We start from the raw sequence: 13,817 nt of genomic DNA, 5'->3' as shown, positions 1-13,817 counted from the left end.
TGCCGAACCGGTTTCGGATGTCGATCCGGCGCCGTCGCGCTGCCTGATGGGCGAGGGATGCCGGGGCCCGGTGCCGTCCGACGCGCCGGTGCCGTTGTGTGAGCGTCACCTCGCTGCAGTCGTCGAGTGGGGCGAGAGTGCGTACGGCGTCGCCGACGTGCTGCCGTCGCCGTGCCGGCTGTGCGGATCGCGGCTGGGCGTGCGCTATCCGTCCGGCTGGCTGTGCGCGGTGTGCGAGTGGCGGCACGGCGAGGTCCCCGACGCCGACATCGCGCCGCCGCGCGTCGAGGTCGTGTACTACCTGCGTTACGCCGACCGCATCAAGATCGGCACGACCGGCAATCCGCGGCAGCGGTTCGCGGCGATCTGGCACGACGAGCTGCTGGCGTTCGAGCGTGGCGGACGCCCGGTCGAGCAGGCGAGGCACGCGCAGTTCGCCGAGGACCGGCATCCCGGCACCGAGTGGTTCCGGATCTCGCCGGCGCTGCAGGCGCATGTCGCGGTGCTCGCGGCCGGTGTCGAGGACCCGTGGCGGCTGCACGCGAGATGGGTGAGCGAAGCCCTCGCGGCCAGGCTGTGACAGCAGCACAGTGGCATTGCGGATGCCGCCGGGTGGCGGCATCCATTACCTTCAGGGTGTGAGCGCCGACACGCCGGGGGGAACGGGTAAGCCCGGAGTGCGCCCGCGCACGCATGCGCCGGCCCCGGACGCCGCCGACCGCACGCGCGGTCGCACCGCCACACTGAACCAGCTGCTGCTGGCCGCCGTCGTGTTCGTGCTCGGCGTGCTCGTCGCCCTCGGGCCGTTCCGGGGCGATGCGGTGATGTTCTTCGTCGGGCTCGTCGTGGTCGTCGTCGTGACGGCTGCCACCCTCGTCGTGCCGTGGAACCGGATGCCCTACGGGTGGGTCGCGGTGGTCCCGGCGATCGACATCCTCGCCATCACGATCATGCAGATCGCGGCGCCGGACTCGGTGCTCGGCCTGCTGTGGATCTTCCCGACGACCTGGCTCGCGGGCGGCTTCGGGCTGCTGGGGCTCTTCGGCGTCATCGTCGCCATCGCCGGGGTCATCAGCGTGCTCACCGTGCAGAACGCGACCGAGGTCACGTACCGCACGTTCCTGCTGCCGCTCGTGCTGATCGCGGTCGCCACGACGAGTCACCTGAACGCGCGCCGCTCAGATGCGCAGCGGACGCTGCTGGCCAAGCAGTCGCAGCTGCTGCGCAGCATCCTCGACCGCGCCCGGCGGCAGGAGCAGATCGTCACCGAGGTGCTCGACGCCGTCGACTTCGGCGTCGTGCGGATCGCACCCGACGGCCGGGTGGCGGTCACGAACGAGGCGCACGGCCGTCTGCAGCAGGGGATCGAGCCCGACGACAATGCCGAGGCCGCCGCGTTCCGCGACGACGGGACGACGCCGCTGCCCGCCGCCGAGCTGCCGCTGGAACGGGCACGGCGCGGCGAGTCGTTCGACGACCAGGTGGTGTGGTTCGGCGTCGAACCGGGGCCGCGGCGCGCGCTCACCACGGCGGCGCGGCGACTCACCGACCCCGACGGCCAGGATGCCGGCGCCATCGTCGTCTCGCGCGACGTGACCGCCGAGCTCATGGCGCTGAAGGCCCGCGACGAGCTGGTCGCGTCGGTGTCGCACGAGTTGCGCACCCCGCTCACGTCGATCCTCGGGTACCTCGACCTCGCGATCGAGGATCCCGGAACGCCCTCGAACGTCCGCGACGGCCTCGACGTCGCCGAGCGCAACGCCGAGCGCCTGCTGCGCATCGTCGCCGACATCCTCGCGGCGTCCAGCTCGTCGCCGTCGTCGGTCGAGGCGTCGCTCGTGCCGCAGCTGCTCGACGTGCAGGACCTCGTGCGCGCGGCCGCCGCCGACGCCGTGACGCGTGCGGCCGGCCGCGCCATCACGATCGACGTAACGGGGCTCGAACCGGCGACAGCGTGGGCAGACGCCCTGCGCCTGCGGCAGGTCGTCGACAACCTCGTGTCGAATGCGATCGCCTACAACAAGGACGGCGGCACCGTGTACGTCGGCACCACGAGCGACGGCACGTCGAGCTGGATCCTGGTGCGCGACACCGGCGTCGGCATCTCAGAGGCCGATCGCTCACGCCTGTTCCAGCGCTTCTACAAGGCGGGGTCCGAGCGTCGCGCCGGCACCGGGCTGGGCCTCGCGATCACCCGCGACATCGTGCGCGCCCACGGCGGCGAGCTCGGCCTGCGCAGCGCGGTCGGCGTCGGTTCCACATTCATCGTGAAGCTCCCTGCGATCGCTCCCGAAGGAGACCCGGCATGATCCTCGACCTCGACAGCGTGCTGGTGATGACCGCGCTGGTGGTCAATGTGAGCGGTGTGCTGTTCATCCTGGAGACCCTGCTGCGCCGCGACGAGGGCGCCGGGCGCATCTGGTCGATCGGGTTCCTCGCCGCGATGCTCACCACGCTCGCCTACACGGTGTGGGCGCAGACCGACGGCGCGTGGTGGGCTGTCGCCGTCGGCAACGCCGCCTTCGTCGCGGGGACCGGATGCATGTGGCTGGGCTGCCGCCGGTTCAACGGCCGCCGCATGTCGTGGTCGTCGAGCCTGGTCGGCGCCGCGGTGATCGCCGCCTTCACCGCGGTCGCGATCCAGGGCGATGCGGGCGGCGACTGGGCGGGCGCGCTGTGGATGTTCGTGCCCCTCCTGGCCTTCGCGGGCGCCGGCGCGGTGGAGTGCCTGCGTGGCGCGCTGCGCGAGTCCCGCACCGCGTGGGTGCTGGGTGCGGTGCTCGGGTTCCAGTCGCTGTACTACGTGTCGCGGACGACGGCATTCGTCACCTCGGGGCCCGACAGTGCGCTGTTCCAGTCCGCGTTCGGCACGCTCACGACGAGCTTCCTCACCGTGACGCTCACGATCGTCGCGGTGGTGGTCACCTCGGTGCTGCGTGCGTCCCGGGCGCCGATGCGCGGCTACGTGCGGCGGATCGACGAGACTGTCGACGGCGAAGGGCTGCTCACAGCCGAGGCGTTCGCGCGCGTGCTGGAAGGGCTGTCGCGCCGCGGGGCGCGACGCGGCGAGACCGTCGCGGTGACGGTCGTGCGCGTGGACGACCTCGACCAGATCTCCACCGCCTTCGGCAGCGAGGTCGCCGGCAACGTGGCCGAGACCTGGCGCGCGGGCGTCCGACGCCACGCTCCCACCAACGCCGTCGTGGCCGAAGACGGGCCGACCGGCATCGCCGTGGCGCTCGCGGTCGCGTCGGCGCAGGAGGCGCGGCGCCAGGCCGGCGCGATCTACCGCGGCCTGTTCGACGACCTCGGTCGCGTGGGCGGGGGTGTGATCCCCGTCGTGGGCGTCGGCGTCGCCCTCAGCGACTCCGTCGGGCACGATCCCGACGGGCTGCTGCGCGTCGCGCGCGAAGCGGCCAGCCGGGCGGCGGCGAACGTCGAGACCTCGGTGCTGGTCGGCGACCCCGAGTAGCGGCATCCACTCGTCCGCCGGCCCGACGCACGCGGCTGGGGACGCGTCACGCCGTGAGGCGGTAGCCGACGCCTCGCACTGTCTCGATCCAGCGGGGCTGCGCGGGCGACTCGCCGAGCTTGCGGCGCAGGTTCGCCATGTGCACCTCGATGGCGCGGGCGTCGCTGTCGCACACGTACGAGTTGGCGGCGAACGGATCGCCGCGGAGCATGAGCGCGAGGTCGGACTTCGCGCGCACCCGGCGGCCGGCGGCGAGCAGGTCGGCCAGCAGGTCGAACTCGCTGCGGGTGAGCTCCACACCGGCCTCGTCCACTTCGACGATGCGGGTGTCGACGTTCAAGCGCAGCCCGCGGTGCTCGAGCCACGCGTCGCCTTCGTTCCCCGCCGCGGAGGCCGATGCCTCCGTCGCGACATGATGACGCGGGCGTCGCAGCATGGCGTCGATGCGCGCCCGCAGCTCGCGGGGCCGGAACGGCTTCGCGACGTAGTCGTCCGCCCCCGCCTCGAGCCCCTGGAGCGCGTCGATCTCTTCGGTGCGGGCGCTGAGCATGACGATGTACGTCGAACTGATGGCGCGGATGCGCTTGGCGGTCTCGAAGCCGTCCATGCCGGGCATGTTGACATCGAGGGTGGTGACCAGCGGGGCGTGCTCGCGCACGAGCTCGACGCCCTCGGCTCCGTCGGCCGCGCCGTGCACTTCGAAACCCGCCTGGGCCAGCACGACCGACAGCAGCGAGCGGATGTCGTCCTCGTCCTCGATGACGACGGCGACGCGAGGTTCCTCCACCGATGACCCTTCCGGCGCCGGCGACGTCACGACCGGCTCCTCCTGGACGTCGGTCATGATATCCCAGAGCCGGTCGGGGCCACGAGACCCGGACGCGAGGCCGCAGGCCGCGCGGAGGGCGGGAGATCTCCCCAGATCCCGCCCCTCGCGCGTCCTCGGTGCACCGACTCGAGCAGCTCACGCCCCCACGGCTGCTGCTCCGTCGAGCCGGAGACGGGTACCACCATCACAGGCGCTTCCTCGTCTCTTCGGTGCACCGAGGCTACCGCGGCGCCCTCAAGGCGGCCTCAAGGGCGCCTCAGGAACCGCACAGTTCAGCGGGACGTGGCATCCTCGGAACATGCCGCTCGTCGCCCTCACCGGAGGCATCGCCTCGGGAAAGTCCACCATCGCCGGCCGGCTGGCCGAGCACGGCGCCGTCGTCGTCGACGCCGACCGGATCGTGCGCGACGTGCAGTCGCCCGGATCGGCTGTGCTCGCGGCGATCGCCGACGCCTTCGGCGCACGGATGCTGCAGCCCGACGGCTCGCTCGACCGCGCCGCGCTGGGCGCGGCGGTGTTCGGCGACGACGCCGCGATCGCCCGCCTGAATGCCATCGTGCACCCCGCGGTCCGTGCGGAGTCCGCCCGCCGGTTCGCGGAGGCGTTCGCGGCCGACCCCGGTGCGGTCGTCGTGTACGACGTGCCGCTGCTGGTCGAGGCGCGGGTCGACGACCCCTGGGAGCTGATCGTCGTCGCCCACGCGCCCGCCGAGGTGCGCGAGCGCCGGCTCGTCGAACTGCGCGGCCTGACGCCGGCGGAGGCCGCGGCCCGCCTCGCCTCCCAGGTGCCGGACGAGGCGCGGCTGCGGATCGCCGACGTCGTCATCGACACCGCCGGCACGATCGACGACACACTGCGGCAGGTCGACGACCTGTGGGTGCGGCTGGCCGACCACCTGGAGCGACGGGCGCGCGCCTGACGACCGACAGGCGGGCACCCGCTGACGGCGCGGGCGGGCCTACGCTGGAGTCGGGACGAGGAGGTGCCGCATGGGCGTGTTCGCAAGGTTCCGGCGCCGTCGCACCCCGTACCGTGCGACGACCGATGAGGAGCGCATCGCGCGCTATGTCTACCTGCTGGGCGCCCTGCCGGCGTCGGTGATCGAGAGCGCCCACGCATCCGCGTTCGCAGATCTGCCGCCCGAGCGCCGCCGCGAGCTGTTCGAGCAGCTGCGCCCCTTCCTCGCCGAGTCCGAGCGCGACACTGCCGCCGCGGACCCCACCGTCATCGCCCGTCTGGTCCGGCGCGCCGAGGAGCATCGCGCGCGGCGCGCGAGCGCGGGGGGAGCGGACGCGGCTGCCCGCCCCGTCACCGGCACCGCCGTCACGACGCTCGGCGGGGTAGACGATCCGCGCGACGCGGTCGACGTGCGGTCCCTGCTGCTGAGTGCTGGCGTCCTGGTGCTCGTGGCCGACCAGTTCCTGGTGTCGAGCTCGATCGCCGCGTACTACACGGTCGGTGCGGGGTCGCTGCAGCTCGACGCGGCACCCGCGTGGGTCGGCGAGACATACGACCCGGGCGCCGGCGGCTTCGGCGGGGGATTCGACGGAGGCGGGCTCGGAGGATTCGACGGCGGCTCGTACGACGGCGGCGGGGTCGACTCGGGCGGCTTCGGCGGGGGATTCGACGGCGGCGGCGGGTTCGGCGGCTGACGCACGCGGCGGGTGCGGCATCCGCTCATCGCGAACCCGGCCCCGATGTCGGAGGGCCGTCATACGCTGGATCGGTGCAGACCACTCGATCCGTGCGGCCGTTCGAGGTCGTGAGCGAATTCGCGCCATCGGGCGACCAGCCGCAGGCGATCGCCGAACTGGCCGCCCGCGTCAACGCCGGTGAGACCGACATCGTGCTCCTCGGCGCGACCGGCACCGGCAAATCGGCCACCACGGCGTGGCTCGTGGAGGCCGTGCAGCGGCCGACGCTGGTGCTCGCGCACAACAAGACCCTCGCCGCGCAGCTGGCCAACGAGTTCCGCGAGCTCATGCCGCACAACGCGGTCGAGTACTTCGTCAGCTATTACGACTACTACCAGCCCGAGGCGTACGTCCCGCAGACCGACACCTTCATCGAGAAGGACTCGTCGATCAACGCCGAGGTCGAGCGGCTGCGGCACTCGACGACCAATTCGCTGCTCAGTCGCCGTGACGTCATCGTGGTCAGCACCGTGTCGTGCATCTACGGCCTCGGCTCGCCCGAGGAGTACCTGCGCGCCATGGTCGCCCTGCAGGTGGGCGAGGTGTACGACCGCGATGCGCTCATCCGCAAGTTCATCGGCATGCAGTACAACCGCAACGACGTCGACTTCTCGCGCGGCAACTTCCGCGTGCGCGGCGACACGATCGAGATCATCCCGGTGTACGAGGAGTACGCGATCCGCATCGAGATGTTCGGCGATGAGATCGAGGCGCTGTACATGCTGCACCCGCTCACGGGCGATGTGGTGCAGCGGCTCGAGAGCGTGCCGATCTTCCCCGCCACGCACTACGCGGCGGGCACCGAGACGGTGCAGCGCGCCATCGGCACGATCGAGGACGAACTCGGCGAGCGGCTGAAGGAGCTCGAGTCGCAGAACAAGCTCCTCGAGGCGCAGCGCCTGCGCATGCGCACGACGTTCGACCTCGAGATGCTGCAGCAGCTCGGGTTCTGCTCGGGCATCGAGAACTACTCGCGCCACCTCGACGGCCGCTCCGCCGGTGAGCCGCCGCACACGCTGCTGGACTTCTTCCCCGACGACTTCCTCATGGTCATCGACGAATCGCATGTGACGGTCCCGCAGATCGGTGCGATGTACGAGGGGGATGCCTCGCGCAAGCGCACGCTCGTCGAGCACGGCTTCCGGCTGCCCAGCGCGATGGACAACCGACCGCTCCGCTGGGACGAGTTCAAGAACCGCATCGGGCAGACGGTGTACCTGTCCGCCACGCCGGGACGCTACGAGATGGGCATCGCCGACGGCGTGGTCGAGCAGATCATCCGCCCGACCGGCCTCGTCGACCCCCAGATCATCGTGAAGCCCTCCAAGGGTCAGATCGACGACCTGCTCGAAGAGATCCGCATCCGCGCGGCGCGCGACGAGCGGGTGCTCGTCACGACACTCACCAAGAAGATGGCCGAAGAGCTCACCGACTTCCTCGGCGAGCATGGCGTGCGCGTGCGCTATCTGCACTCCGACGTCGACACGCTGCGCCGCGTCGAGTTGCTCAGCGAGCTGCGCGCGGGCGTGTACGACGTGCTCGTCGGCATCAATCTGCTCAGAGAGGGTCTCGACCTGCCCGAGGTGTCGCTCGTGTCGATCCTCGACGCCGACAAGGAGGGGTTCCTCCGCAGCGGCACATCGCTCATCCAGACGATCGGCCGCGCGGCGCGCAACGTGTCAGGCGAGGTCCACATGTACGCCGACACGATGACGGACTCGATGGCCAAGGCGATCGAAGAGACCGATCGTCGCCGCGAGAAGCAGATCGAGTACAACAAGGCGAACGGCATCGACCCGCAGCCGCTCCGAAAGAAGATCGCCGACATCACCGAGGTGCTGGCGCGCGAGGCGTCCGACACGGATCGCATGCTGCGCGGCAAGGCGTCGGCCAAGACGAAGTCGGGCATGGGCAAGAGCCCGACGCCGCAGCTGCGTCGTGAGGGCATCGGCGCCGAGGGGGCCGAGCAGCTCGAGGCGACGATCGCCGACCTCAGCGATCAGATGCTGGCCGCCGCCGGTGAGCTGAAGTTCGAGCTCGCCGCCCGGCTGCGCGACGAGGTGCAAGACCTCAAGAAAGAGCTGCGGGCGATGGAGCGGGCCGGTCACGCGTGATCCCGAAATCGTTCTTGGCCAGGGGTATGGTGCTCCGGGGCTGACGGGGGTACTTTGTGCATCGGGTCCGGCTGGGGGAGAAGGCCTGATCTGGCATGCCGGGGGGCGCCAACCCGCGACGTGTCTCCATTTCTCGTGTTCACGCGATGAGGAGACTTCGCAATGTTCCACTCTGCCTATTCGGGGCGCAGAGTCAGGGGCGGCATCGCCGCTCTGACCACGGCCCTCGTCGCCGCGGCGCTGACACTCGTCGGCGTCGCGGCTCCTGCGTCGGCCGCGAATCCATCGACGACGCTGTCGTTCGACGGGTCGGCGACGCTGCAGGACTACGGCTTCGCCGCCGGCTGCGACACCTGCATCCCGGGCGACGACGGCGTCGGCGTCCGGCTGACGGCATCCGTCAAGGCCCACTGGTCGCCGACCGCGACGATGTCGTACCAGTATTCGCAGTCGCTGCTCCGCCAGGGGCAGACGCTCGATCTGGTCGACAAGCTCACGCCAGGCTCCGGGCCGCTCACGCTGACATGGGGGCTGGACGGCGACGTCGGCCTCTACAACTTCACCGAGGCCGGCCAGCCGTCCTTCCCCGACGCGGGGTCCGAGGAGGATGTCGCGCCGTTCCACGCCTCGGTGAGCGAGACGACGACGTGTCCGCTGAAGCTCTCCGGCGACGGCAACTACAGCTGCCAGGCGACGCACACGTTCACGGTGCTCGACGCGACCTTCCTGGGGCAGGGCGTGGTCGTCTCGGTGCCGTTGACGACGACGCTGCAGATCACGCCGGACGGCGTGACGACCGTGCGGTCGATCACGTTCGGGGCGGGCTCCCCGCTCACCGGCAACCTGCAGTTCGACGGACCATCGCCGTCGTCGGTCGCCGATCCTGTCCAGGTGCCGTGCACGGTGCCGTCGGGCAACGACCTCATCTACGACCTGACCGGCAGCGAGACCTCGCCGTCGTTCGATGCCACGACCACGGTCAACATCAAGGTCGACGTGACGGTGGTCTTCACGGTCAATGTGGTCGACGAGACGATCGCGACGATCGGGCCCGAGAGTGGTCAGATGGTGCTCACGGCGCCCAGTGCGCCGGTCGATTTCGGTGCCGTGCTGCCCAACAACGTGCCACCGGACATCGAGCTGGCGGCATCCTTCTCCGGAGCCGAAGGACAGGAGATCGAGTTCGACGCGTCGGGCACGACCTCGGTGTGCGGTGACGCGCTCGCCTACGTGTGGAACTTCTCCGACGGCGGCACCGAGTTCGGCGCGACCCCCAAGCACAAGTTCGCCGACAACGGCTCGTACACGGGCATGTTGACGGTCACCGACACCACCGGCAACTCGTCGAAGCAGTCGTTCACGGTCTCGGTCTCGAACGTCGCACCGGTCTCGAATGCAGGTCCCGACACGTCGGCCGTCTGGGGGCGCAACGTGGCCTTCAACGGCAGCGCGGTGGATCCCGGTTCGGTCGATCAGGCCACGCTCGCCTACACGTGGGACTTCGGCGACGGCACGCCCTCGGCGACCTCGGGCGGCGCGTCGGCCACGCACGCGTACGCCGAGCCGGGCTCGTACGTGGCCACCCTGGTCGCGTGCGACAAGAACGGCGCATGCAGTCCCGCGTCCGCGCGCACGATCACGGTGGGCAAGCGCAACGTGACCGTCTCGTACCTGGGAGCGACGAGCGGAACGTTCGACACCCCCGTGCCGATGTCGGCGAGCGTCGTCGACCAGTTCGGCAACGCGGTCAACTCGGCGCCGGTCGCGTTCGCGATCGGCAGCGAGAACGAGGGCACGATCGGCACGAACTCGTCCGGGATCGCCGGCGTCACGCCGACGACGCAGCTGCCGGCCGGGTCGTACACCGCGTCGGCGTCCTACGCCGGATCCGCGAAGTACAACGCGGGCGCGGCGAGCTCGCCGTTCGCGGTGGGGGTCAAGGCGACGTCGGTGACCTACACGGGTGCGGTGACCGGAGGACCGAACAAGGTCATCACGCTGTCGGCGGTCGTGAAGGATGCCGCCGGCAAGGCTGTCGCGGGCGCTCCGGTGACGTTCACGCTCGGGTCGCAGACGGCGTCGGCGACGGCGAACGGCAACGGCATCGCGGCCACGACGCTCAAGCTGGCGCAGAAGAACGGCACCTACACGCTGACGGCGAGCTACGGCGGGCTCGGGGGCAAGTACGCCCCGTCCTCGACGGTGGTGACCTTCAAGCTGCAGGCCAAGTAGCGACACAGGGCGTCCGATCCCGTATTGGCGGCGGGATCGGGCGCCTCGTGCGCGCCCGCCGGAGCTCAGGGGCAGTGCATCAGGGGCTTCGGCCCGGACCGGTCGAAGGTGTGCTGCGAGATCGGTGCGCCGCACAGCGGGCACGCCCGCTCGGCGCGTTCCGCCGCGGTCGGCGGCGGAGTCGTCTCGTAGGGACCGACCGCCGCCGGGCCCGCGAGCCGGATCAGCCTGCTGTTGAACCACGCGTACCAGCCGCCGGCCTCACGCACGCGCTGCCGGAGGGGACGGGAATCGGCGGGGGAGGCATCCGGGTCAGACATGTTCCTTAGTGTACTAACGATTAGCGCACGATAGGATCGCGTTGTGGATGCCGCACCCAGCCCCGACGACCTGCTCGCGCTCGACAACCAGGTGTGCTTCGCCCTGGTCACCGCGGCGCGCAACGTCGTGGGGCTGTACCGGCCGATCCTCGAGCCGATGGGGCTGACGCATCCGCAGTACCTCGTGATGCTCGCGCTGTGGGAGCGGTCGCCGCGATCGCTGCGCGAGATCGCCGGCGAGCTCGCGCTGGAGCCGGCGACACTGTCGCCGCTGGTCAAGCGGCTCGAGGCGCAGGGCCTCGTCACGCGCGCCCGCCGTGACGGCGACGAGCGCGTGCTCGATGTCGGGCTCACCGAGGCCGGCGTGCGGCTGCGTGAGCGCGCGCTCGGGGTGCCCGGCCAGGTGATGGCCGCGGCGGGGACGGACGCCACGGCGCTGCTCGCCCTGCGCGACGCGCTGCGCCCGTTCTCAGGCGCGCGCTGAGCGCCGCGTCGGCGGCTCGTTCTCCAACCGTTGCAGGACTGTTCATCGCACCTCTAGGCGAATGTCCAGGATTCTCCTAGTCTCGGAAACGGCGCGATGGTGTCCACCCGAACCCGGCCCGGTCCCGACGTGCCGCCCTGCATCGCATACGAGAAAGAAGCACGCACCCATGCGCTCTGATCCGCGTTCCGCGCCCCCGTCCTCCCGCCGCCGTCTCGTACTCGGCGCCTCGGCCGTCACGGTCGCCGCGCTGGCCACCGGCGGTCTCGTCGTCCCCGCGGCCTACGCCGCCACGACCGACGTCCAGATCCTGGCGACCAACGACTTCCACGGCCGCATCCTCGACAACACGTCCAACGGCGAGGCCGGTGCGGCCGTGCTGGCCGGCGCAGTCGAGCAGCTGCGCGCCGCGAACCCGAACACGGTGTTCGCCGCCGCGGGCGACCTCATCGGCGCGTCGACGTTCGAGTCGTTCATCCAGCACGACAAGCCGACGATCGACGCGCTCAACGCCGCCGGACTCGACGTGTCGGCGGTGGGCAACCACGAGCTCGACCAGGGTTACAGCGATCTCGTGAATCGCGTCATGGCGCCGTACGACCCCACCACGAACCCGTTCGGCGGGGCGCAGTGGCAGTACATCGCGGCGAACCTCAAGATGAAGGCGACGGGTGATCCGGCCGTCCCGGCGACGTGGATCAAGGACGTCGGCGGTGTGCAGGTCGGCTTCGTCGGAGCGGTCACCGAAGACCTGCCGACGCTCGTGAGCCCCGGCGGCATCGCCGACATCTCCGTCGAGGACATCGTGACCTCCGTCAACACCGAGGCGGCCGATCTGGTCGCCTCCGGCGCGGACCTCGTCATCATGCTCGTCCACGAGGGCGCGGCCACCACCGACTGCACGCAGGGCGTTGCTGCCGGGACGACCTGGGGCGGCATCGTACGCGGGATCTCGCCTGCCGTCGATGCCATCGTGTCGGGTCACACCCACCTCGCCTACAACTGCGAGTATCCGATGCAGTCATGGATCGACGAGGGCCGCGCTGTCACGACGCGCCCCGTCGTCTCGGCCGGTCAGTACGGCACGAACCTCAATCAGCTGGTGTTCTCGGTCGACGACCAGGGCGACGTGACGGCGAAGCAGCAGAACGTCCTCGCGCTCGAGCACGCCGAGATCGTGCCGCCGGTTCCGCCGGCGACGACGCCCACGACGAAGTGGGTCGCGAACTACCCGGTCGACGCTGCGGTGGACGCGATCGCGCAGAAGGCCAAGAAGGACGCCGAGGCTCTCGGAGCCGTCGAGCTCGGCAAGATCTCGGGGCCGTTCAACCGTGCGAAGCTCGCCAACGGCAGCACCGAGAACCGCGGTGGCGAGTCGACGCTCGGCAACCTGGTCGCCGAGGTGCAGCGCTGGGCGACGGAGCAGCCGGAGTCGGGCGCCGCGCAGATCGCGTTCATGAACCCGGGCGGCTTGCGCCAGGACATGGTCGGCAGCAACTCCGCAGGCTATCCGGCGACGCTGACCTATCAGCAGGCCGCGCTTGTGCAGCCGTTCGCGAACACGCTCGTCAACATGCAGCTCACCGGCGCGCAGATCAAGACAGTGCTCGAGCAGCAGTGGCAGCCGCGCGACAACCTCAACCGGCTGATGACGCGCCCGTTCCTGCGGCTCGGCGTCTCGGAGGGCTTCGAGTACACCTACACGCAGCGTTACGCCAGCGAATACCCGCTCGACAACCCCACGACCCCCGAGGACGAGTCGAAGGTCCCGTACACGGCGGCATACGGCACTGTCACCGGGATGTGGCTGAACGGGGAGCCGATCGATCTCGCGACGACCTACTCGGTCACCGTGAACTCGTTCCTCTCGACCGGCGGCGACAACTTCTTCGAGTTGGCGAACGGTGCGAGCAAGCGCGACACCGGCAAGGTGGACCTGGCGGCGATGGTCGATTACATGGCCGCGTTCGCCGCGTCCGCGCCGCTCACAGTCGACTATGCGCAGCACGCTGTCGAGGTCGCGTTCCCGGCCGGTGCGCCGAGCGCGTACGACCCGGGTGCGGCGGTCGCCTTCGGCGTCAAGTCGTGGGCGATGTCGACGGCGGCCGACCTCAAGGACAGCGAGATCGCGGTCTCGCTCGACGGTCTGGCGCTCGGCTCGTTCCCGGTCGACAACACGATCGGCACCGCGGTGTACGACGACAACGGCACCGCGTCGGTGTCGGTGACGCTCCCGGCCTCGGTCGCCCGCGGCACCACCGTCGAGCTGACGCTGACCGGTGCGCAGACCGGCACGTCGGTCGTCGTCCCCGTCGCGATCGACAAGGCCGACAGCACGACTGTGGGCATGCCGAACAAGACCTTCGCGAACTCGAAGGGCAACGGCGTCATCCAGTACAAGACGACGGTCACCACCGAGGACGGCACGCCGGCCCTCGGCGAGGCGACGATCTATGACGGCGACGAGGCGATCGCGACGGTCACCCTGACCGCCCGCAACGGCGGTGTCGTGCAGATCAAGCTGCCCAAGCTCGACAAGGGCTCGCACCCGCTGTCCGTCGTCTACGGCGGCAGCGACACGGTGAAGCCGTCGACGAGCGCGACGGTCACGGTCGAAGTGAAGTAACACCGTTCCACCGCGCAGCGGGGCTTGCGGCATCCATCGATGCGGC

At 70.5% G+C, this 13,817-nt stretch carries 11 protein-coding genes; 9 read left to right on the top strand and 2 right to left on the bottom strand.

Features of this window, described 5'->3' with window-relative positions:
• Positions 1–46: 46 nt before the first annotated feature.
• From ABEA46_RS19340 to ABEA46_RS19330, 3 genes are read left to right on the top strand one after another with little or no spacing between them, the layout of a single operon-like run.
• Positions 47–580 (top strand): GIY-YIG nuclease family protein, encoded by a 534-nt coding sequence (locus tag ABEA46_RS19340; RefSeq protein WP_345547248.1) that lies wholly within the window; start codon positions 47–49, stop codon positions 578–580.
• Positions 581–638: 58 nt separating this feature from the next.
• Positions 639–2,309 (top strand): sensor histidine kinase, encoded by a 1,671-nt coding sequence (locus ABEA46_RS19335; protein WP_345546951.1) that lies wholly within the window; start codon positions 639–641, stop codon positions 2,307–2,309.
• Complete coding sequence (locus ABEA46_RS19330) at positions 2,306–3,472, top strand: hypothetical protein (RefSeq protein ID WP_345546949.1); 1,167 nt, start codon at positions 2,306–2,308, stop codon at positions 3,470–3,472. The genes ABEA46_RS19335 and ABEA46_RS19330 overlap by 4 nt, the downstream gene beginning before the upstream one ends.
• Positions 3,473–3,518: 46 nt before the next feature.
• Here the strand turns inward: ABEA46_RS19330 and ABEA46_RS19325 are convergent, their stop codons facing one another.
• Positions 3,519–4,316 (bottom strand): response regulator transcription factor, encoded by a 798-nt coding sequence (locus ABEA46_RS19325; RefSeq protein WP_345546947.1) that lies wholly within the window; start codon positions 4,314–4,316, stop codon positions 3,519–3,521.
• 283 nt (positions 4,317–4,599) lie between these two features.
• Here ABEA46_RS19325 and coaE point away from each other — a divergent pair, with 283 nt between their 5' ends.
• The 4 genes from coaE to ABEA46_RS19305 all read left to right on the top strand — a co-directional run bounded on the left by coaE (position 4,600) and on the right by ABEA46_RS19305 (position 10,341).
• Positions 4,600–5,220, top strand: coding sequence for a dephospho-CoA kinase (coaE, locus tag ABEA46_RS19320; protein ID WP_345546945.1), 621 nt, complete (start codon positions 4,600–4,602; stop codon positions 5,218–5,220).
• Positions 5,221–5,290: 70 nt separating this feature from the next.
• Positions 5,291–5,953, top strand: a complete 663-nt coding sequence (locus ABEA46_RS19315; protein ID WP_345546943.1) for a hypothetical protein — start codon at positions 5,291–5,293, stop codon at positions 5,951–5,953.
• 74 nt (positions 5,954–6,027) lie between these two features.
• Positions 6,028–8,109: an excinuclease ABC subunit UvrB gene (gene uvrB / locus ABEA46_RS19310; RefSeq protein WP_345546940.1), complete on the top strand. Its 2,082-nt coding sequence runs from the start codon at positions 6,028–6,030 to the stop codon at positions 8,107–8,109.
• 162 nt (positions 8,110–8,271) lie between these two features.
• Positions 8,272–10,341, top strand: coding sequence for a PKD domain-containing protein (locus ABEA46_RS19305; RefSeq protein WP_345546939.1), 2,070 nt, complete (start codon positions 8,272–8,274; stop codon positions 10,339–10,341).
• 65 nt (positions 10,342–10,406) lie between these two features.
• On the opposite strand, the gene ABEA46_RS19300 is transcribed toward ABEA46_RS19305, so the two are convergent.
• The gene (locus ABEA46_RS19300; RefSeq protein ID WP_345546937.1) at positions 10,407–10,661 is read right to left on the bottom strand and encodes a hypothetical protein; all 255 of its coding nucleotides are present in this window, start codon (positions 10,659–10,661) and stop codon (positions 10,407–10,409) included.
• Between the two features lie 43 nt (positions 10,662–10,704).
• On the opposite strand from ABEA46_RS19300, the gene ABEA46_RS19295 reads away from it, so the two are divergent.
• Together ABEA46_RS19295 and ABEA46_RS19290 are read left to right on the top strand one after the other, a co-directional pair.
• Complete coding sequence (locus ABEA46_RS19295) at positions 10,705–11,145, top strand: MarR family winged helix-turn-helix transcriptional regulator (protein ID WP_345546935.1); 441 nt, start codon at positions 10,705–10,707, stop codon at positions 11,143–11,145.
• Positions 11,146–11,314: 169 nt separating this feature from the next.
• Positions 11,315–13,771 (top strand): 5'-nucleotidase C-terminal domain-containing protein, encoded by a 2,457-nt coding sequence (locus ABEA46_RS19290; RefSeq protein WP_345546933.1) that lies wholly within the window; start codon positions 11,315–11,317, stop codon positions 13,769–13,771.
• The last annotated feature ends 46 nt before the right edge of the window (positions 13,772–13,817 follow it).

Source organism: Microbacterium jejuense (assembly GCF_039544225.1).
In the GTDB taxonomy this organism is placed as follows: Bacteria; Actinomycetota; Actinomycetes; order Actinomycetales; family Microbacteriaceae; genus Microbacterium; species Microbacterium jejuense.
This window is presented reverse-complemented; position numbering and strand designations above follow the sequence as displayed.

Coding starts and splice junctions, on each gene's coding strand:
- ABEA46_RS19340 (WP_345547248.1), top strand. CDS start 47: ATGGGCGAGGGATGCCGGGGCCCGGTGCCGTCCGACGCGCCGGTGCCG.
- ABEA46_RS19330 (WP_345546949.1), top strand. CDS start 2,306: ATGATCCTCGACCTCGACAGCGTGCTGGTGATGACCGCGCTGGTGGTC.
- ABEA46_RS19325 (WP_345546947.1), bottom strand. CDS start 4,316: ATGACCGACGTCCAGGAGGAGCCGGTCGTGACGTCGCCGGCGCCGGAA.
- coaE (WP_345546945.1), top strand. CDS start 4,600: ATGCCGCTCGTCGCCCTCACCGGAGGCATCGCCTCGGGAAAGTCCACC.
- ABEA46_RS19315 (WP_345546943.1), top strand. CDS start 5,291: ATGGGCGTGTTCGCAAGGTTCCGGCGCCGTCGCACCCCGTACCGTGCG.
- ABEA46_RS19305 (WP_345546939.1), top strand. CDS start 8,272: ATGTTCCACTCTGCCTATTCGGGGCGCAGAGTCAGGGGCGGCATCGCC.
- ABEA46_RS19300 (WP_345546937.1), bottom strand. CDS start 10,661: ATGTCTGACCCGGATGCCTCCCCCGCCGATTCCCGTCCCCTCCGGCAG.
- ABEA46_RS19290 (WP_345546933.1), top strand. CDS start 11,315: ATGCGCTCTGATCCGCGTTCCGCGCCCCCGTCCTCCCGCCGCCGTCTC.